The following is a 21,460-nucleotide window of genomic DNA, read 5'->3' as shown; positions in this document are numbered from 1 at the left end:
TGTTTTTGTTCCTCAAATATTGAATTTATTAAATGCTGGGTCGTACGCAAAAACGTCATACGCAAAAACAATGTCAGTGACATTAATGATGACGCTACGGGGAGGGTATTTGTTTCGCATAAACAATTAAACGTAGATATTTTTCTAAATCAATGGTCATTGAGGTGTATTCAAAAGGAATAACTTGCTGATTAATACTTAATGACCGCACTCCATTACAGGGTTCATAGATTTCATGACGATGCCACATTTCATAAAAATCAGGGGAAATTTTAAGTAATTTACTGACCAGATCCTGAACATAACTATCTTTTGAGGCTATTGCATAATCGCGTCTGAAACTGGCTAACATCTTATAAGCATCCTGCTGCCAATTCGGTAATAATTCACGGTAATGATTATTGGTAAATAACAACCATAATAAATTACGCTGCTCATCTTTTATCTGGCTGAAATGAAAATACTCATCGGCTTGCTGGTTAAATTCCAGTACATCCCAATATAGATTCAATACATACGTTAAATGAGGAGATAAATCCTCCATCAATCGTTTGATCAGGGGAGAAATAAAGCTTCGAGTCTGGCTGGTGGTAATAGGTTCACGCATATGAGCCAGTAAATACAGATGTCGCCGCTCTGCGGAATTGAGTTTAAAAACGCTGGCAATATTATCCAAAAAAGTTGCCGATACGCCAATTTCCCGACCTTGCTCTAACCATGTGTACCATGTCAGGCCGACTCCAGCCAAAGCCGCGACTTCTTCACGTCTTAATCCCGATGTTCTCCGCCGGCCAATGTGCGGTAGCCCGACAGATTCAGGGCTGATACTTTCTCTTTTAGTACGCAAAAAATTGGCTAATTCAGTACGAGTTCTTTTTAACTTTGACATTTCGCTCAATCCCATTACTTTTAGTAATAGTATAATTGGTTAAATTGTAACAGGATAATATGAGAACTAAAATCCTCTTAATTTCAAATAGCGAGAGGGTTTTGATTATGACTAAAAGGGATTATTTAGCCCTGTCCGTATTATTACTGGCTGGATTTGTGACTATTTTTGATTTGTTTGTTGTCAATATTGCCGTTACCAATATCCAGACTCACTTACAGGCAAGTATATTTCAGGTTACGCTGGTCATTGTGACCTATGAAATTGGATTCGGTTTATTACTGATTACCGGTGGTCGTTTAGGCGATTTGTTTGGCAGACGGCGGTTATTTCAGTTTGGTATTCTTACCTTTACATTAACATCATTACTCTGTGGCTTAGCACCAACTGCAAATACTTTAATTATCGCTCGTTTTTTACAGGGCCTTGCCGCGGCACTCGTATTTCCACAGGTATACGCCTGTATTCGTGTTAATTTCGAGGGGGACAACGCACGCAAGGCTTTTGGATTATTGGGGATGACTTTAGGGTTTGCTGCCATCGCAGGACAAACCTTAGGTGGATGGATGATATCGGCCAATCTCTGGGATTTACAGTGGCGATCTATTTTCCTCGTTAACATCCCTGTCGGGATACTGGCTCTGATTTTTTCTGGTTATATTCCTGAAAGCAAGGCGAAGGAAAAAACAGAGTTGGACTGGGGAGGCGTCGCGCTTTCCGGTATGGGTATTTTTGCTTTATTGTCGCCACTTTTAGTCGGCCCTGTATTGGGATGGCCAGCATCGTGTTGGCTACTACTCTTGCTATCGCTGGTGACGCTGTCACAATTTGTAAAGCATGAAAGGCGTTATGTCTATCATGGAAAAACGCCATTATTCAATTTCGATTTACTGAAAAACAAACAGTTCCGTTTAGGTTGCTTATTAGTTTTGTGTATCTATTCCACATCCAGTTCATTCTTTCTTATTTTTGCCTTATTTTTACAAAGTGGTCTGGGTCTTGCTGCCATTGATGCCGGATTAATTTTTGCACCCGCCAGTATAGGATTTGTTTTATCTTCACTCACCGCGCCTTACTGGGTTAAACGATTCGGGAATCGGGCTATTGTGGCGGGAGCGCTGCTATATTTTGCCTCATTTATTGTTTTGACTATTGCTATCGCTCAATTACAGGTTAATTCTAACTTACTGTTAATCATTCCTATTGTTACCATTTTGGGGTACGGGCAGGGTTTTGTGATGACACCATTACTTAACATTGTGCTGGCTTTTGTTCAGACCAAATTTGCCGGAATGGCTTCGGGTGTTGTTTCTACGCTACAGCAAGTTGGTGCTGCTTTTGGAGTCGCTATTGTCAGTATTCTGGTTCAATGGAAATTAGATATTGCAGGTGTTTCTGCTTTTATGGGGTATAAAAATGCATTAGTCAGCGGTATGTTTTATAACATCGCCGCCGCTTTTGTGGCATTTTGTCTGTTGAGAGCGTTGAATCGAACTGCTCCATGATGACCAAGTTCATTGAACGATAGAGTGCAAAATTCTGCACTCTATCGTTGTTAGCTGGCGAGTGGCGTACCAACAGTCGTCTTGTGATAGTCATTGAACTTAATAGCTACCTATTAAATTTAATAACTATCTATCTTAGAACGATCTTTTTTATTCACTTTACTCGAAGAGGTATTTGATTTGTGTTTTCCCTCTTTTGTGAAAACAACAAAATATTCCTCAAGCAATTTTTTTAACGCCTTACCGATAGTGGCATATTCATACTCATTGAGGTTGGCAAGCGATATTCTGCCGGCAGGTTTCAGGGTACCGAAACCAGATCCTGGCAACATCACAATGCCGGTGTCTTCAGCGATTTTAAACAGGAACTGAGTTGAATCAACCGTACTCTTCACCCATGTTGCGAACGCGTGACCATAAATGCGGCGAGATATCTCCTCCAGATCAAGCAATGTATAGTAATCAACAGATTCTTCATTGTCGGGCTGTACAATCCCAAGTTCGCGATATAGCACCGCCTGACGCCGACGGATAATCTGGGTAACGGAGGATTTATAGCCATTATCGCTATCCATCAGGGAAAACAGAGCAAACAGCACCATCTGAATCTGCTGTGGGGTGGATAATCCGGCAGTATGATTCAGTGCTACGCTGCGGCTGTCTGCAACAACACGGTCTAAAAAGCGCAGGGCACTGACATCAGGGGTGAGGGATTCATAACGCTTATTCAGCCGTTTTTTCTCACTGGCAGGTAAGGCAGCCAGTTTCTGCTCGAGAATGTTATTACGGTGTAACGCAATTACACCAAGACGCCAACCGGTTGCGCCAAAATATTTGGAGAATGAGTAAACCAGAATTGTGTTCCGTGGGCAGGTCGCGAAAAGAGATTTAAAATCATTAGCGAAGGTGCCATAAACATCATCGGTAAGAATAATCAAATCAGGGCGTTGCCGGATAATATCTGCCAGTTTTTCCAAACCATGCTCATCTATTTTCACTGAAGCCGGGTTACTGGGGTTAACGCAGAAAAAGATTTTTACCGAAGGATCTAACAACTTCTCCAGTTCGCTGTCGGGATACTGCCAGCGGTTTTTGGGTGATGCCTGCACCATCACTGTTTTAAGCTGAAAATCTTCAAGCTGAGGGATCTCAATATAAGGCGTAAAGATGGGGGAGCCTATTGCCACTTTATCGCCGACTTTTACCAGACCATTATTGCGTAAGCTATTGAACAGATAAGTCATTGCTGCGGTGCCGCCTTCAACAGCAAAAAGTTCCACATCTTGTGCTGAAACCAGACCGCCTACCATTTCTTTGACAATGTACTCCCGGGTAATCTGCTCACTAATCCGCTGCATACGCGGAGGTTCCGGATAGTTGGCGCCAAGAATTCCCTCAACCATTTCATGCAGAAACTGAGAAGCTGATAAACCCAGTTGATCTCGGACGTAGCTGACGGCTCTGGCGAGAAAAGAAATACCGGGTTGGTCATGGTTGGCTGACAGAAACTCATCAAAGCGCGCTTCAATACCTTCAATCCGGGGTAATCCACCGATATCATGGGGCAAATAAGAATAGGAAAGCTCGGCTTCTGAAGTGGCAAATAGGCCTAAACGCCAAAACGCCCGGCGCGGTAAGGTTGCCAGAAAGTTCGGGTTTCCCCGGCCCGCATTGAGCATCGTGCGCCCAGATTTGCTTGACGCCAGCTGGATCAATGCATCTTTAAGTTCAAAAGGGCTGAGAGCAGCATACTTATCCTGTTGTTTAGACATGTAGTTTACTCCACTGGTAAAAGTTACATTGCCTTACGCAATAGCAATGATGAGTGGGCCTAATAACGTCAGGAACACGTTGGCTAAACCATACGTCACAGCAAAAGGGGCTGTTGGTATGGCATTGCCGGCTTTATTGAGAACTTCACCAAAAGCGGGATTGGCGCTTCGGGTTCCCGACAAGGCTCCGGCAAAAATGGCGGCGTTGTCGTAGCGTAGGAGATAACGCCCGATCAGCAGCGTAATCATCAACGGCACAACGGTGACCACCACACCAATAAGAAAAATCGAGATACCACTTGAGCGAATGGTTTCAACCGCTTGCAGGCCTGATTGCAGCCCTACTACAGCCACAAAACCGGCCAGCCCCAAATCACGAAGAATTGAAGAGGCACCGCTGGGTATATTACCGCTCAGCGGCTTACGCGACTGATACCAGCCAAAAAGCAGACCGGATAGAAGTGCACCACCGCCACTTCCCAGCGTAAGAGGTACTGAGCCAATACGTACTATCAGCAGGCCAATCAATAGACCAACAGCAATCCCGAGACAGTGAAAAAGCAAATCTGTTTTGATGCTTTTCACCAGAGAAGCGCCGACCAGTGATATCGCACGCTGAATATCCTGTTCGCTGCCGTACAGCGTTATCACGTCGTTGTGCTTGATGACCGTATCATCAGAAAGGGTCAGCATATTTTCGCCACGTTTTATACTGATGACATAGATACCATGACGTACATCGGAGGCTACCTGAGTACGGAGTTCTTCAAGCCGCTTATTAATAAAAGCCGGGTTTACCACCAACGCCTGACTGGTTGTCATGACCATCGATGGCCCGTGCTCGGTCAGCACTTCCTTACCCAGATGCTTAGCCAGAGCGACAATACCTTGTCGGCGTCCGACCAGAAGTAAAACATCATTCTCCATAAGATGAAGATCCGGCGTAACATGAATTTCTTCTCCTCCGCGCTTGAGTCTTTCCAGCGTAACGGGGAACTGTGGAGAAGCTAACGCTTCCAGTTCTGAGACACGCATATTTTTTGCCGGCCCGGCCTCATAGAGACGGCCCACAATACCCGGTAGAGCGGGCGTCTGGTCTGCGGCTAATAAAGGTGCTCCTTTGAGTAAATCCAGTTCGGCTTTCATCGCATCTTCCCGAATGGATCGCCTCATTATTTTGGGCAGGATATTAACGCAGATAATGATGGTACCCAGAGAACCGAAGATGTAAGTCACTGCGTAACCGACGGCAACGTTGCCTTGCAACTGCTGTATCTGTGCCGGAGCCAGATCAAGTTTAGCAATGGCTGCACCAGCGGTGCCGATGATCGCGGATTGTGTTAATGCACCTGCGGCGATGCCCGCAGCGGTACCTTGATCAAGGGAGAAAAGTTTTGCCATGACGACGAGTGTCAACAATCCGCTTACTGCCAGTACCAAAGAAAGTGCAACTTCACGTAACGTTTGACGACCCAGTGAGGAAAAGAATTTAGGGCCGCTATCAAAACCGACAGCATAAATAAATAGGGCAAATAGGACATTTTTAATTCCGTCGCCAATCGTGACACCAACCTGACTAATTAACACGGCTACAACGAGTGCGCCGGCTACACCACCCAGTTGGAATGCCCCTAGTTTGAACCTCCCCAACCATGTGCCACCAGCCAAAGCGAGAAAAAGTGCAATTTCAGGAGAAAGGCTAAAAAGTTCATGTAACCAGGCCATTAAATTAGCTCCTTTGTTTTCTTAAATAGAAATTAGCAATGGATGACAGAATGACTGGCTTTTAATGTGATAAGCGAAATAATCTAAGCCGCTCCATTAAATTTAGCACATTTGATTCAGTATGAATTTGAATCGCCCGATACGACAAATTCGGGAATAAAATAAGAAGTGGAGAGCTGGAACTTCATTCCTGATAATGTAGATATATAAAAAAGTACTTGGTGTGAATAATTGCAGCCAATAAGGCTGCAACCTGAAGGACAAAAAGTCTATGTTAAAAACGTGGAATATATTCTTACATACCGTACGGATATTGTTTCATGTCATCACCAACAGCATCGCGTACATGCTTCAACGCTTCGGCATAAGATTTAAGTAGCTTCAATGTATAATGAACCCGATTTTCAAATGCTGTATCACAGCAAACCAATTCAGGAGAAATTAAATTACCAGCCTGACGGAAAATTAAATGATCAGGCAGGAAACAGACATGGTTATTTTTAAAACCAGATATACGTAATTCGGATAGAGGATAAACCCCATTTGGGCCGCTAGAAACACTGGTTAATAGTGCAGGCTTATGTCCTAATTCGGTCACAGAGCAATATAACAATAAGTTTTTCAGTGCTGGTGGCACCATCCCATGCCATTCAGGAGAGACAAAAATAAAGGCATCACTGTCTCTTAAATAATGAGCAATGGCCTGCCACGGGTGGGATTCCGCTGAGATATCGGTTGTATAGCCATCATGAAGAGGGAGTTCGACATTACATAATTCAAGGAATGTGGTATCGGTAAATCCATATTCACTACTTAACTTCTGTAAATAACGGGCTATACGCTGGCTGTTCGAATCCTGACGCTGGCTACCAGAGATTAAGGTTAACTTCATACGGTAATATTCCTTTTATTTTTAATTTGCATTTTTAAAGTTGTAGGGTTGTGGAACTGTTTGGATCCTATTTCTGGGTCTGGGTATAGAAAGCCAAACCGCGATGATAATGATGCAGGCTCCTATAAATTGGAAGAAAGAAAACGTTTGTTTTAAAAAAACAAAGCCAAGTATGCACGCTGATAATGCACTCATAAAACCTAAAAAAGAGATTGTAACAACCGGTAGCTTTTCGATCCCCCTAAACCAAATAATGTAAGAGAAGACAGCGCCAATAAGGCATAAGTAGCCATAACCGAAGATATTAACTAAGGTAATCTGATGCGGTATTCCCTCAGTCAAAATAGCCACGGGTAATAACATCAACCCACCTAACATTAATTGCCAACCGGTGAAACTCAGTAACGATAAATTAGCAGGGCGGTTCCAATATTTGGTTAAAACAACACCCAATGCCATACAACCACAACCCGCAAAGCCAGCAATAATTCCCTGCCAGTTTAAACGTGTACTTGCATTTGTGACGAGGAGTGCAATACCTATAATCCCAAGAATTGCTGAAGCGATATGCATTTTAGTCAGCGGGGTTTTGAGTAGAAAGGTACTTAGCAGGATAACAAAAATAGGCTGGCATGACATAATCAAAGCGGCTGTTCCGCCGGGAAGGTACCATGCCGCCATAAAAAGGAAATAAAAAAAGGCGCCGATGTTTAATAACCCGAGAATAGCCAGACGGAACCACCATATTCCCTTTGGAAATGTGCGGCAAATTAACAGTAATAAAATTCCGGCAGGGAGTGCTCTGAGAGTTGCGGCAAGTAAGGGCGTGTTCGGTGGTAACATTTCAGTCGTAATAACATAAGTGCTTCCCCATACAATGGGAGCTAATGCAGTAAGCATAAGATTACGGAGCATTGTAGTTTCCTGTGTTATTTTTCCTTTGTTTACAGTCTCATCTATCGTTTTTCAGGCTGTAGCTTTGTTAGCTTCACCTTGAAATCCATTGTGTATAGATGCTAAAAATCAACCGTAAACTGCATTTTAAAAAGTATCTTTATATAAAGATAAATTAAAATAATAGCCTATACAAATTTTATCAAGTATCTTTTCACAAAAATAAATGGATAGGGAAAAAATATGAAGTACGATCACGTTGACCGTGTACTCATACAGTGGGAGCAACAACGTCCAGATCTTGACCCATCACCGATGGGTGTTATCGGGCGTTTATGCCGGGCGAATAAAATTATTGAACAGCGATTACAGGCTACATTCAAAACCTTTGACCTGAGCGCTATTGAGTTTGATATTCTTGCGACACTACGCCGTCATAATTCTCCAATCACACCAACCGAGATGTATCAGTCAGTGATGTTAACCTCAGGCGCAATGAGTACCCGTATTGAACATATGGTGCAGCGTGGGTTGGTTGAACGTGCGGCTAATGACAAAGATCGACGCAGTTGCAAAGTCTCTTTAACTTCAGAGGGAAGGGCGCTGATCGATAAAGCGGTTGAAAGTCATTTAGAAAACTCAAGAGAGATTCTTGGTGCATTATCGAATGAACAACAAGAGCAATTGGCTATGCTTTTGCGCCATTGGTTGCTAACGAATGAATCAGATATTTAGGATTAGTCCGATAATTTGATTTTTTTGAGAGAATCTTTTTTGAAAGATATTTCTTAATGTGATGTAAAAATAACTTTAGTAAAAAAGTTCATTAAGAAATGAAAAAAACTTTGCCCCGATTTAACTCAGGGCAAAGTCCGGGAGGTCAATCAGAGATTAGAATTTCACGTTAAATCTGGCCCAATAAGTGCGGCCCGCTTCGTTAACAGGCGTATTGGCTGAATAACCAAAGCCATCATTTCCTGCACGATTAAGATGTTCGCTATAGGTTTTATTAAAAATATTGTCAATGCCAACACTTATCTGCATGTTTTTATTCACCTTATAGGCCGTATTAGCAGAAAGAACGGCAAAGCCGGCGCTGCGTTCAAAATCTCTTCCAGCCACACCACCTTCATTCATCGCAATCTGATTTTGTTTGCTGACTAAACGCAATAAACCGTTGCTCGTCCAGTCGCCATACTCCCAGCTCAGGCCAAAGCGGGCTTCCAATGGCGGAGTTTGTGGTAATGGACGATGGTCGGAATCATTTCTCGCCCAGGAATAAGCAAGACTTGCATTTGTTTTCCAATTTTCATTCAGATGATAGCCAACGCCCATTTCTCCACCCAGTATGGTGGCATCAACGTTACGAACGTTATCGGCTTTTTGACCGGCATAATGGAACAGAATAAAGTCATCGATTTTACCTGCATAAGCTGAAACCCAGCCTTGCAAATGATGATCGTTATAATGTGCCCCGATATCTAACTGCGTTGTTTTCTCTGTTTTCAGGTGATTGAAAACACGGCCTTGTAACGCGAACAATTCCCAAAAATCAGGGAAGCGCTCAGTATAACCAACACCGGCATACAACATCACCGGAGCTTCTGTCAGATTATGTTCATATCGGACAAAACCGGCGGGTAAAGTATCGGTTCGCTCTGTTCGCTTTTCCTCGACTTTTTTAGGGTATTTATCGACCAGAACACGATCTAAACGAGCACCGCCGATTACCTTACTTTTTTCGTCAGCATCCCAGCTCAGCTCGCCAAAAACACCATAATCACGGAAACGGGCATTTTTTTGTGATGGGTTACGATGCGTATTTGTCTGCATATCCACACCACTTTGTAATGTGAAATCTTCCCAAACCCATGTGCCCATCATGCGTCCGCCCAGAGTTCTGCGCTCTACCTGATGAGCCATTTTCATGCCATTACCATGCCCACCGTGACTGCCATGACCGCCTTGTTCTCCATGACTACCATGACCCATGTGATGTTCACCCTGTTTCATCTGGCTACTTTTCATATGACCATTTCCGTGCCCCATATGGCTGTCACCATGCCCCATTTTCATTGCTGTAAGGGAAGGGCGGGATAAATTATCCATGACATGAGTAGTGGCGTTGTAATAAAAATTAGTCTCGAACTTATCAAGTACATCACCGATATTGGATTTTTCAAAACGCATCCCCAAACTTTCGCGTTTGAATTTCGAACCATCCATTGCTCTGCCAGCATAGCGGGCCTTTCCATCTCCCTGTCCGGCATTTAACTCAAGCAGGGTATTATCATCCGGTGTCCAACCCAATGCCACATCGGTATTCCATTTGTTCCACTGGGAAGGAACGCGATATCCATCACCGTCTTTGTAGTCATTAGAGCGGGATTTATTACCAATAAGGCGCATATAACCATACTGATTGCCGAAGCTCAGGTCTGCATTACCGTCCCAGCGTCCATTAGAGCCAGCGACTGTGCTGATATTACCTTTAGCACCCGGTTCTGAAAATTGTGGGCGGGAGCGTTCAAAACGAATAGTTCCCGCTGAATTACCCGGCCCCCAAAGAACAGTTTGCGGCCCTTTAACCAAACTTAATACATCATAACTTTCTGGTGAGATATAAGAACTTGGTGCATCCATCCGGGAAGGGCAGGCTCCCATAACTTCGCCATCATCAATCATCATACGCAAGCGCGAGCCAAACATCCCACGAAATACCGGATCGCCATTAGTTCCGCCACTACGAACCTGAGAAAATCCCGGGATAGTCTTCAGATAATCTGAACCATCACTGGCGGGGATAGGCTGACGGGGCGTTTTAAGCGAGGAAAAAACATTCAGGGGTGAAACAGCCGGAGCGGTTACGGTAATTACTGATTCGTTTTCATAGGCGGCATTTTCACGAAGGGTATTTTTACGACCTGAATGTAAATCTTTTGTTTCTTCAGCATGTTCTGCCGTGGCAGCCAGACCATTCGGAATAAAGAGTGCAATAGCTAAAGCGGTAGCCAAAGGCGATGCGCGAAACAATTGTGTAGCAGACATGAAAAATATTCCTTAATTAATCACAAATCCTGTTTTTTTGAATTTGTTTAAAACAATACCGACTTGCCCTGTAAAAATGATTTCAGGCAAGGAAAATAGATGATTTTTTTATTCAGATAAGCAAATTAATTAAGGGGTGGTGCGCGTGGTTGTGACTCACCATAAAACAACCGGATAGCCGGGCCAGAAAAGCGGGGTGCTGGTGGCGCGCGGGAAATCGTCAGCGTCAACAAGATGAAAGGAATAAATGAACCTGACAATAACGGCAGGTTAATCAATAGCTGGCAATAACCACAGGCAATATCATCCAACAACCCCGTATGAACATGATCAACGCCATGATGATTCATGCTGTCTGATTGATGGTGACTATTTTGCATATCAGGCATTGGCATACCATGACATGCTTCATTTTTCATACCACCGCGATGATGTTCCAGTGTTTTTGATACCACCGGAGCAATGAACAGCATCAGAATTGCCAATAAAGCAATCCAGGCAGGTGTTCGGCGCTGTGATAGATGAAAAAGTGATAACAAACTATTGATCCGGATCAATACTAACGATTGGGCGCCAATCTTACTGTATTTTTACTGATTTTGTTAAAGAATTTTTCTCTGATTATTTGGCGTTAGCACTTTCCAATAGTTTAATGATGTCTTTATATCCACGTTGACGAGCATGAGTAAGCGCAGTAACCCCGTTTTTATCCGGTATGTTAACATCAGCCCGGCTCTTGATGAGCCGATCAATAATGTCGACATAAACCGAAGAACCATTACCTAATAGGACAGCTTCCATTAACGCCGTCCATCCTAATTTGTTAATGTGATTAGGATTGACACCTGCATCCAGCAGGATCTGTACAGTTTCAGGATGCCCTTTTTCGGCGGCGGGGATAAGCGCAGTTCCTCCATAGCGGTTGGTATCTTTCAGATTCGCGCCATGACGTAAAGTTGCAATGAGTATTTTATTGTAACCCCGTGCTCCGGCAAGCAAATAAGGCGTATCGAGCTGTCTATCTTTAGCATTAACATCTGCACCGCTTTGGATAAGGAAAATAGCAATCGCAGCATAATTATGCTGTGTAGCCAGCATGAGAGGAGTGCGTTGTTGCCCGTCACGCTCATCAAGTAAAGTTTGATCATCATTCAATAGGGATTTGACTTTTTCTATATCGTTCTCATTGACAGCATCATGCAAAGGGGTTGCATACACGTTGACATTTAACAAACAAAAAAGAAAAGTGAAATAAATTGGAATATAACTAAATTTCATTTCGATATACCTAATTAATGTGAATATGTAGGATTCAGAATTCGAAAATTATCATTTATACACAATGGATTTCAAAATGCGTCGTGACGGCAAGGGAATAAATTCCCTGAAGCATAGATAAGATATTTTACATCAACATAACGCTATCATATTTACATGATATTTTTGATATGCATTTTTAGACCAGCAATATCAATTTTATTAAGTACCTAATATCCTAATTCCTCCAAAAACAGCCCAAGAATTGCATTAGTTCGTTTGCCTTTGCGTGTCACGATTGAGATTTCAGAATCATAATAAATTTGCTCAGGTAACAGCGCCTTCATAAGACCTTTTTCTACCCAGATACGAGCATAGTGATCCGGAAGAAATCCAACGAATTTACCGGTAAGAATTAAAAATGCGATACCTTCGCGATCAGATGCTGTTGCCGCACTGTTCAGCAATTTATGGTGATTCATTGCTTCAGTGCTTATACGGTAACTGGGAATAACCGCATCCAATTGATTTAATTGCTCAGTATCAAAATTGTCTGCAAGCCGGAATGTTTCATGTTTATCACTACAATAAAGATATGACCGTTCATTGTAGAGTGGTGAGTAATTTAATCCTGATAACGGAGTGATCAAAGGTAGGGCGCCCACTTGTAATCTTCCATCCAATATACCTCGCTCAATTTCTGTCGGAGTGCTCATACTAATATTGATCAGAATGTTGTCACTTGCTGAACGCAGGCGCGCCAGTGCGTGAGTAATCCGCATCATTGGTTGTGTTACAAGGTTATTAATAATGCCAATATTAAATTCTCCCCGTAACTGCTTATGTATTTGATTGACATGCTGGCGGAATTCTTCAATTGACGCCATCATGGTTTCACTGGCCCGCAGAATTTCCCGCCCCTCATCCGTCAGAGAAAAACCAGCGCGCCCACGTTGGCATAAGCGCATGCCCAAACGCTTTTCCAAATCCCCCATATGAAGGCTGATTGCTGAACGAGTGATACCGAGCAGGCTTTCGGCAGCTGAAAAACTGCCACATTCTGCAACGACCTTAAATATACGTAATAATTTCAAATCAAAATCAGTTACTTGCCTAAAATTTGCCGATTTCATTTACGTGAGTAAACTCATAACTAATGATTCAATAAATAAGATTTAACTTGAATATCGTTTTATTGCAAACTCACTGTGATGACTTTTTGTTACATTTTCGTGCGAGGAGTTAAAAAAATGTCAGATAGCAATATCGCTCAAACCCGTTCCTTCCATGTTAATCCATCTCAAGGCCTGAATTTAAAATCACACTGGATGCCGTTTAGTGCCAACCGTCATTTTCAGCAAGACCCACGCATCATTGTCTCTGCGGATGGTCACTGGCTGACGGATGATAAAGGTCGTCGCATTTACGACAGTTTGTCTGGTTTATGGACTTGCGGCGCAGGGCACTCACGCTCAGAAATTCGTCAGGCCGTTTCCGAACAATTAGGTACATTAGATTATTCACCCGGTTTTCAACATGCTCATCCACTGTCATTTCGGTTAGCAGATAAAATCGCTAGCCTGATGCCCGGCGATTTGAACCATGTATTTTTTACCAATTCAGGTTCGGAATCTGTTGATACAGCGGTAAAAATAGCCCGTGCATACTGGCGGATAAAAGGGCAGCCGACTAAAACCAGAATGATTGGCAGAATGCGCGCTTATCACGGTGTGAATATCGGAGGAACAAGTCTTGGTGGTATTGGCGGAAATCGCAAGATGTTCGGTCAGTTGATGGAAGTTGACCATCTGTCACACACCTTACAAAGCAATATGGCATTTACGAAAGGCGTTCCGGCAACTGGCGGCGTTGAATTGGCTGATGAGCTACTGAAGCTGATAGAACTTCATGATGCCAGCAATATCGCCGCTGTTATCGTCGAACCTATTGCCGGATCTGCCGGGGCGATTGTTCCGCCACAGGGTTATCTGCAACGTTTAAGGGAAATCTGTACCCAACATAATATCCTGCTGATTTTTGACGAAGTCATTACCGGATTAGGCCGTTTAGGGCGCTGGACAGGAGCTGAATATTTTGGTGTCACGCCGGATATTCTTACTTTTGCGAAGCAGGTCACAAATGGTGCAATTCCTCTGGGGGGGGCTGTCGTTTCCAGTGAGATCTATAACACATTCATGTCACAACCTCTTCCTGAGCATATGATTGAATTCAGTCATGGTTATACTTATTCTGCTCATCCTGTTGCCTGTGCTGCCGGTCTGGCGACGTTAAGATTGCTTGAAACGGAAAATCTGATCCAACAATCTGCTGAATTAGCGCCTCATTTTGAAAAACATCTGCACGAACTCAGGCATTGCCCTAATGTTGTTGATATTCGTAACTGTGGGTTGATTGGTACCATCCAAATTGCACCACGAAATGGCGATGGCGTGATCCGTCCTTTTGAAGCCGGTATTGCATTGTGGAAAGCCGGTTTTTATGTTCGTTTTGGTGGCGATGGGTTGCAATTCGGTCCGATGTTTAATGCTAAACCCGAAGACCTTGACCGGATGTTCAATGCCGTTGGTGATGCTTTGCATCAGGTTAAATAAAGGGAAAGGGTCCGATCCGACTTTATCTATAGAGTTTGTAGATTTATTTCAATATACAACTATCAAAAAATTAGCAGGCGAAGGACAACGGAGAGATAAAATACATGAGTGATAACGCAAAGCGTAGTAAATGGGTATACGAATTTTTTGAATTCATTGATAACAGAGAGTTTAATAAAATTTTAAACCTTGTCACCAAAGATGTTGTATATGAACGACCCGGCTATTCTACAATTCAAGGTAAGGAGTCTTTATTTAATTTTTATTCGAAAGAAAGAGTTGTGCTAGAGGGTAAACATACAATAACAAATATAATCACCGAAGGAAGTTCCTCTGTATTTATCGGTGTTTTCTCTGGCACATTAAAAAATAAGGAGCATATTGAACTTTCGTTTTGTGATTTTTGTCAGTTTGACAATCATTTGTTAAATAAAAGGAAAACCTTTTTCTACTCTCCTCTGATTTAGTTTTTCGGAAATGTCCCACCAATACCCACTTTATAGAACAAGGTTTTATAACTTGGTGAGGTGGCTTCCATCTCGTTTCTGACTAATATAAATTTGATGCTAAGCAAAGACCCTGTAACCTATTTGGGCTTTGTTTGGCTTTGTCTCCGGATTCTAGTGAACTAAATCACGCTCTTCTATTGCCTTACCAAGGTATCCGAATTTATTAAAGTGCAATACTTTTTGTTTTTGAATGTTTTTATATATCAATGTAGATTTCCCTTAACCAGTTAGAACTATCTAATTTATCCACTTATCTAAACGACAAGTATTCCTGTAGGTGAGGGCATACTGCGCTCCTATGCCGATAGTGTTGGCTGAGGTTCTTTCTACTCTGCAATATGGTTTTTTTGGGTGAGGAAAAGGAGTTAGTGTTGAGAGATTTTATTTTATCAAAAGATGTAAAAAACTCATTCTGGTCACAATTAGATGAAGTGGATAGTTATTTGTTCCCAGTAGAAGGATGTGTCCCAAAAGGTCTTGTTGGTACTTTTTACCGGATAGGTCCAGGACGTTTAAATCGTGGTGAGCAATGGTATAACCATCCGTTTGATGGTGATGGAATGATTTGCAAAGTTACATTCAGCAAGAATGGCGTGCATTATCTAAATAGACATATTTTGACAGAACAATATTTAGCAGAAGAGAAAAAAGGGAAATTTTTGTACCGTTCTATTGGTACGGTTCCTGATGGGATAACTTTTAAAAATAGGTTTTTTAGCATCAAGAATCCGGCGAATACTAATGTCGTATATCATGGCGGTCATCTTCTGGCTCTATGGGAAGGAGGTTTTCCTCATAAAATCAATCCTAAAACACTTGAGACAATATCTAAATTTGATTTTTCTTATTCGATAAAATGGTGGGAACGCGCACACCTTAGGTTAAATATAAAAGAGCTTCCTTTTTCCGCACACCCTAAAAAACTATGTGGCGATGATAATTTATATAGTTTTGGCGTTAACTATGGAATTCAGACGGCACTGTTAATATATATGGTTGATAGCGAGTTAAATTTAACCATAAAAAATAAAATAAAACTCAAGCGTAGGTATTTAGTTCATGATTTTTTTGTCACAAAAAATTACTATGCTTTCTTTTTAAGCTCTGTACATGTTAAATTGAATTTAAGGAATATATTTGGAAAAACAAGTTTGATAAGTGATATATCCTCAAGTAAAGGAGTTGAGAGTGAAGTACTTCTGGTTGCCCGAGATGGATCGTCAGCATCATTCTATGATGCGCCACCAGGATTAATATTCCATTTTGCAAATGGATTTGAAGACTCTGATGGGATGATTATTTTTGATGCACCGATTTGGGATAAGTTTCCAACATTTAACGAGGATATGTTTTCGGATAATATAGCATATCTGTTTAGATTTATATTAAACCCTTCTTCAAAGTGTGTAATGAAAGAGCCATTATTTAATGGTTCAGTAGACTATCCAATAGTTAATCCTGATTATTATGGCGAAAAAAACAGGTATATTTGGTTTGTATGTTTTGGCGAAGGAAAAAATGCATTCTCAAAAAAATCCATTGTGAAATTAGATTTATATGAGATGAAAACGATATATTATGATTTTAAAGACTCTGTGCCTGAAGAGCCTGTTTTTGTTTCTAAAAAAAATTCAGTTAACGAAGATGATGGTTGGCTAATATTGAAGGTATACAGGGCTGATATTCATAAAACAGAAATAGTGATATTAGATGCTGAGACGCTCATGCTTGTTTGTAAGTTAAGGCTGCCACACCATATACCAATGGGGCTTCATCACTATTGGATTGACGAAGTAATGCTGTGATGTATTTTGAAATATAAAAAAATGTATTTAGTTAGAGGGTTAATATGGAACTAGACTTCGACAATACTCACTCTGAGTTAACGAAAAAATTACAGGCGCATTTGGAGTCAGTCATCCCATATGATGAAAGTTCTGGTGAAATTAGTAAGGCAATGCGTGATGCATTAATATATTCCGGGAAACGGTTTCGCCCTATATTATTTCTCTTTCTCGTGAAAGATAGTGGCAGAGATTATCTAAATATAAATTATTTACAGTTAGCCTCCGCCATTGAAACTATACATGCGGCGTCACTCATTTTAGATGATCTTCCATGTATGGATAATGCAAAAATCAGACGTAATCGACCAACTACTCATCGACAATATGGAGAAAGTGTAGCCATATTATCGGCAGTTGGCCTATTAAGTCTTGCTTTTAAATTAATTACTGAAACAGTATTTCCTGATGATATAAAATCTAATGCAGTCTCAATATTAGCTAAGGCTACAGGTTTGGGAGGGTTAGTTCAAGGGCAGTATTATGATCTAAACCAAAATAAGTTAGCATTATATGAATATGAGAAAATATCAGAAATAAATCAGTTGAAGACAGGTACATTGTTTGAGGTTGTTTTTTCTTTGTCATCACTAACAGATTATAATCAGAATAATAACTATGATCAGCTTATGCTTACCTCTAAGGAATTGGGGCAATCATTTCAAATTATAGATGATTTAAGGGATGGGTTTAAGGACTCAGGAAAGGATATAAATCAAGATTCAAATAAATATACATTAACTTCTCTGTTAGGCAGTGAGGGAGTAATGAATAAATTACACAGCCATATAGATATGGTTGATAATCAATTAAGTCAGCTTTATGGTGAAAAATGTTTATCGAGACAGTTTATTATAAAATGGTTTAATAGTTCTTTGAAGTCGGATTAGATTTTCATTGTTTATTTTTATAGGTGGTCGCAGGAATGGATATTTCGTGGGATCTGATACTTGTTGGAGGAGGGTTAGCTAATGGCCTCATTGCTATGCGCCTTAAACAATGTCAGCCAAATTTGCGTGTTCTGTTAATTGAAGAATCCAGTGATATTGGCGGAAATCATACTTGGTCATTTCATCAAGACGATTTAACAAAAGCTGAGCTTGAATGGATATCATCATTAATAGCACATCGCTGGTCAGGATATGATGTGGTATTTCCTTCATATAAACGCACATTATTACATCCATATTTTAGTATTACGTCAGAAAAGTTCTCATATACATTGAGCTCATTACTTAAAGGTTGTATCAGAACTAATGAACATGTAAAAAATATAACTCCAAATAACGTCACGCTAAATAATGGTATAATATTGACCGCAAATGCAGTGATTGACGGGCGTGGATGGAGTGACAATTTAAATATTGTCTATGGAAAGCAAGCTTTTCTTGGGCAAGAATGGGAGTTGGATTCTCCTCATGGGTTAATTCAGCCAATTCTAATGGATGCAACAGTTAAACAAAATGGAGGATATCATTTTGTTTATGTTTTGCCATTTTCTCCTACCCGTTTATTAATAGAAAATACGTATTACGTTGATGATAAGTTACGTGATAAATCGATGTTAACGTCGGAAATTGCTGAATATGCAAATCAGCAGGGTTGGAGATTACTTTCTTTAGTTCGAGAGGAATGTGGATGTTTACCTATTACATTGATGGGGGATAATCTGAAATTCTGGCAAAGTTTGGAAGGTCAGCCTGTAAGTGGTATGAGAGCTATATTATCACATCCGACTACAGGCTATACATTACAGCATGCTGTCAAATTAGCGGATAGAATTGCTAATTTACCGGAATTTGATCATATAAATTTGTTTTTAGCTTTAAAAGAATATTCAAATGCTCAATGGAATAAACAACGTTTTTTTCGTATGCTAAATCGGATGTTTTTCTTAGCTGGCGAACAAAATAATCGATGGGTAATAATGCAGCGATTTTATAAATTATCGCCAGAATTAATTAGCCGATTTTACTCAGGGAAAACAACGCTTATTGACAAAATACGTATCTTGTTAGGAAAACCACCTATTCCGTTGGTAAATGCTATTAGCGCCATTATTAAACGACATCCAAAACTTAAAAATTATCATCATGAATAGAATTCCGGTTATTGGTTCAGGATTTGGCGGTATCGCCTTAGCGATAAGATTACAAGCAGCTAATATACCCACATTGCTTCTAGATAAAAGGGATAAGCCTGGCGGGAGGGCATACGTTTATCAGGATAAAGGGTTTACATTTGATGCGGGACCAACAGTAATTACTGATCCTTCTGCTATTGAAGAATTATTTTTACTCGCTGGCAAGAAAATGTCTGACTATATAGAATTATTACCAATTAGTCCTTTTTATCGCTTGCAGTGGCAGTCGGGAGAGATATTTGATTATGGTGGCGATCAAGATAAATTAGAGAAACAAATAGCTCGGTTTAATCCAGGTGATGTGCAGGGATATCGTGAATTTATTCGTTATTCTAAGGCTGTTTTTAAAACGGGTTATTTAAAATATGGCACGTCTCCTTTCTTGTCTTTCAGGAGTATGGTTTGTGCAATGCCTTCGTTGGTACGGTTATCTGCATGGAAGAGTGTTTATGGTATTGTTTCGAAACATATAAAAAACGAGCATCTGCGGCAAGCTTTTTCATTTCATTCTCTTCTTATTGGTGGGAATCCTTTTACAACATCATCTATCTACACGCTGATTCATACTTTGGAAAGAGAAGGCGGTGTTTGGTTTCCTCGTGGTGGAACAGGAGCATTAGTTAACGCATTAATTAAATTATTCATTGATATAGGCGGGGTATGTAAATTGAATACCCAAGTCGATAGTTTTATCACAAATGATAATAGGATAACTGCTATAAAATTAAATGATCAGCGTGAAATATATTGTAAAGCAGCGGCTTCAAATGCGGATGTTATCCATACTTATGAAAAGTTATTAGGCAAACATCGTGTAGGTAAGAAACGTTCCGACTTATTGAAAGAAAAAAAGATGAGTAATTCTTTATTCGTTATTTATTTTGGTTTGAATAAGTTACACAGCCAATTAGCTCATCACACCATTTGCTTTGGTAATAGATATAAAGAATTACTGGATGATATTTTTAAAGGGAATAGCATTCCTGGTGATTTTTCTCTTTATCTCCATTCACCTTCTGTCACAGACCCGACTTTAGCACCACCTGGGTGTGCAAGTTATTATGTTCTGGCTCCTGTTCCTCATCTGGGAAATGCTCAAATTAATTGGCTTGAAGAAGCTCCTCGTTTACGTGATCGTATATTCTCTTATCTGGAAAAATATTATATTCCGGGGTTACGTGACCAATTAGTTACTCATAAGATTTTTACTCCATTTGATTTTCAGGACGAGCTTAATGCTTATCATGGTTCTGCTTTCTCCATAGCGCCATTATTACTACAAAGTGCTTGGTTTCGCCCTCATAATCGCGATAGTGATATTGAAAATTTATATCTTGTTGGTGCAGGAACTCACCCCGGAGCAGGTATTCCGGGAGTTCTTGCCTCTGCTAAAATCACTGCGAATTTAATGATAGAGGATTTATCTTAATGAATTTTGAGCTATTTTCTCATGCTGAACATTGTATGTCATCTGGCTCAAAGAGTTTTGATGCTGCTTCTCGTCTATTTAATAAGGATACGCGTAGAAGTACGTTAATGTTATATACCTGGTGCAGGTATTGTGATGATGTTATTGATAGTCAGGATCTTGGGGGGAAATGTTTAATTAATCCACTGGAAAATAAAATTAATAAACTTAATTTTTTAAAGAAAATGACTAATGACGTTTATCTGGGTATTCCGATAGAAGTACCTGCATTTTCTGCACTCCAAGAAGTTGTCATTAAACACCAAATTCCGTTATCTCAGGCTCTTGAACATCTAGAGGGGTTTGCTATGGATGTTCGGGGAGTAAAGTATAAAAATCTTAATGATACTTTAGATTATTGCTACCATGTGGCAGGTGTTGTTGGATTGATGATGGCCAGAATTATGGGAGTTAAAGAGTCTTTAGTATTAGATAGAGCCTGTGATCTCGGAATTGCGTTCCAATTAACAAATATAGCTCGTGATGTAATCGACGATGCGAAAATAGGTCGTTGTTATCTTCCCCTTGATTGGCTTGAACAAGAAGATTTAGAACCGACAATAGCTTCACTGACAGCAAGGGAAAACCGTATAGCGTTATCCCATGTTGCAAATCGAATTCTTACTGTGGCGGAATCATATTATGCTTCCGCATTAATGGGACTACGTTATTTACCAATTCGCTCTGCGTGGGCAATAGCCAGCGCATATAAGTGTTACCATAAAATTGGAGTAAAAGTGCAGCGGGCAGGAGAAGAGGCGTGGGATCATCGCCAACATACTTCTCATTTAGAAAAGCTGTCTTTACTTTTTTCTGGGGGCATTTTGGCTTTAAGTTTACGTAACACAAATATAATTCCTAGATCTTCTTCCTTATGGCAAAGACCTAAGTGAAAAATGGGA

The 21,460-nt window shown here is 40.7% G+C and carries 18 protein-coding genes; 9 read left to right on the top strand and 9 right to left on the bottom strand.

The window, feature by feature from the left end:
- Window positions 1-94 precede the first annotated feature (94 nt).
- Window positions 95-889: a helix-turn-helix transcriptional regulator gene (locus AAC855_RS04700; RefSeq protein ID WP_340608468.1), complete on the bottom strand. Its 795-nt coding sequence runs from the start codon at window positions 887-889 to the stop codon at window positions 95-97.
- 107 nt (window positions 890-996) lie between these two features.
- Between AAC855_RS04700 and AAC855_RS04695 the strand changes: the two genes are divergently transcribed.
- Window positions 997-2,394: an MFS transporter gene (locus AAC855_RS04695; protein WP_340608467.1), complete on the top strand. Its 1,398-nt coding sequence runs from the start codon at window positions 997-999 to the stop codon at window positions 2,392-2,394.
- Between the two features lie 119 nt (window positions 2,395-2,513).
- On the opposite strand, the gene AAC855_RS04690 is transcribed toward AAC855_RS04695, so the two are convergent.
- The 4 genes from AAC855_RS04690 to AAC855_RS04675 form a co-directional block, all read right to left on the bottom strand.
- A complete protein-coding gene (locus tag AAC855_RS04690) occupies window positions 2,514-4,166 on the bottom strand; it encodes a bifunctional aspartate transaminase/aspartate 4-decarboxylase (RefSeq protein WP_340608466.1) in 1,653 nt (550 codons plus the stop codon).
- A gap of 33 nt (window positions 4,167-4,199) precedes the next feature.
- Window positions 4,200-5,891, bottom strand: coding sequence for an aspartate-alanine antiporter (gene aspT, locus AAC855_RS04685; RefSeq protein WP_340608465.1), 1,692 nt, complete (start codon window positions 5,889-5,891; stop codon window positions 4,200-4,202).
- 295 nt (window positions 5,892-6,186) lie between these two features.
- On the bottom strand, window positions 6,187-6,783 hold the full coding sequence (locus AAC855_RS04680) for an NADPH-dependent FMN reductase (RefSeq protein ID WP_340608464.1): 597 nt from the start codon (window positions 6,781-6,783) through the stop codon (window positions 6,187-6,189).
- A 21-nt stretch (window positions 6,784-6,804) separates the two neighbouring features.
- Complete coding sequence (locus AAC855_RS04675; protein WP_340608463.1) at window positions 6,805-7,698, bottom strand: EamA family transporter; 894 nt, start codon at window positions 7,696-7,698, stop codon at window positions 6,805-6,807.
- A gap of 222 nt (window positions 7,699-7,920) precedes the next feature.
- Between AAC855_RS04675 and AAC855_RS04670 the strand changes: the two genes are divergently transcribed.
- A complete protein-coding gene (locus AAC855_RS04670) occupies window positions 7,921-8,412 on the top strand; it encodes a MarR family winged helix-turn-helix transcriptional regulator (RefSeq protein ID WP_340608461.1) in 492 nt (163 codons plus the stop codon).
- Window positions 8,413-8,568: 156 nt separating this feature from the next.
- On the opposite strand, the gene AAC855_RS04665 is transcribed toward AAC855_RS04670, so the two are convergent.
- The 4 genes from AAC855_RS04665 to AAC855_RS04650 form a co-directional block, all read right to left on the bottom strand.
- Window positions 8,569-10,725 (bottom strand): TonB-dependent receptor domain-containing protein, encoded by a 2,157-nt coding sequence (locus AAC855_RS04665; RefSeq protein ID WP_340608459.1) that lies wholly within the window; start codon window positions 10,723-10,725, stop codon window positions 8,569-8,571.
- A 125-nt stretch (window positions 10,726-10,850) separates the two neighbouring features.
- A complete protein-coding gene (locus AAC855_RS04660) occupies window positions 10,851-11,264 on the bottom strand; it encodes a DUF2946 domain-containing protein (protein ID WP_340608458.1) in 414 nt (137 codons plus the stop codon).
- Window positions 11,265-11,346: 82 nt separating this feature from the next.
- Window positions 11,347-12,003 carry an ankyrin repeat domain-containing protein gene (locus AAC855_RS04655; protein ID WP_340608457.1) on the bottom strand — a complete coding sequence of 219 codons (657 nt, stop codon included), beginning with the start codon at window positions 12,001-12,003 and terminating at the stop codon, window positions 11,347-11,349.
- Window positions 12,004-12,212: 209 nt separating this feature from the next.
- Window positions 12,213-13,115, bottom strand: coding sequence for a LysR family transcriptional regulator (locus tag AAC855_RS04650; RefSeq protein ID WP_340608456.1), 903 nt, complete (start codon window positions 13,113-13,115; stop codon window positions 12,213-12,215).
- Window positions 13,116-13,232: 117 nt separating this feature from the next.
- Here AAC855_RS04650 and aptA point away from each other — a divergent pair, with 117 nt between their 5' ends.
- The 7 genes from aptA (at window position 13,233) to AAC855_RS04615 (ending at window position 21,451) form a co-directional block, all read left to right on the top strand.
- Window positions 13,233-14,594 carry an omega-aminotransferase AptA gene (gene aptA, locus AAC855_RS04645; protein WP_422824350.1) on the top strand — a complete coding sequence of 454 codons (1,362 nt, stop codon included), beginning with the start codon at window positions 13,233-13,235 and terminating at the stop codon, window positions 14,592-14,594.
- Window positions 14,595-14,698: 104 nt separating this feature from the next.
- The gene (locus tag AAC855_RS04640) at window positions 14,699-15,061 is read left to right on the top strand and encodes a nuclear transport factor 2 family protein (protein WP_340608455.1); all 363 of its coding nucleotides are present in this window, start codon (window positions 14,699-14,701) and stop codon (window positions 15,059-15,061) included.
- A gap of 413 nt (window positions 15,062-15,474) precedes the next feature.
- Window positions 15,475-16,908, top strand: a complete 1,434-nt coding sequence (locus AAC855_RS04635) for a carotenoid oxygenase family protein (RefSeq protein ID WP_340608454.1) — start codon at window positions 15,475-15,477, stop codon at window positions 16,906-16,908.
- Window positions 16,909-16,952: 44 nt separating this feature from the next.
- Complete coding sequence (locus AAC855_RS04630; protein WP_340608453.1) at window positions 16,953-17,837, top strand: polyprenyl synthetase family protein; 885 nt, start codon at window positions 16,953-16,955, stop codon at window positions 17,835-17,837.
- Between the two features lie 35 nt (window positions 17,838-17,872).
- The gene (crtY, locus tag AAC855_RS04625; protein ID WP_340608452.1) at window positions 17,873-19,048 is read left to right on the top strand and encodes a lycopene beta-cyclase CrtY; all 1,176 of its coding nucleotides are present in this window, start codon (window positions 17,873-17,875) and stop codon (window positions 19,046-19,048) included.
- Window positions 19,041-20,519 carry a phytoene desaturase gene (locus AAC855_RS04620; RefSeq protein WP_340608451.1) on the top strand — a complete coding sequence of 493 codons (1,479 nt, stop codon included), beginning with the start codon at window positions 19,041-19,043 and terminating at the stop codon, window positions 20,517-20,519. The genes crtY and AAC855_RS04620 overlap by 8 nt, the downstream gene beginning before the upstream one ends.
- Window positions 20,519-21,451: a phytoene/squalene synthase family protein gene (locus tag AAC855_RS04615; protein WP_340608450.1), complete on the top strand. Its 933-nt coding sequence runs from the start codon at window positions 20,519-20,521 to the stop codon at window positions 21,449-21,451. The genes AAC855_RS04620 and AAC855_RS04615 overlap by 1 nt, the downstream gene beginning before the upstream one ends.
- The last annotated feature ends 9 nt before the right edge of the window (window positions 21,452-21,460 follow it).

This window comes from Xenorhabdus bharatensis (assembly GCF_037996705.1).
Lineage (GTDB): Bacteria > Pseudomonadota > Gammaproteobacteria > Enterobacterales > Enterobacteriaceae > Xenorhabdus > Xenorhabdus bharatensis.
This window is presented reverse-complemented; position numbering and strand designations above follow the sequence as displayed.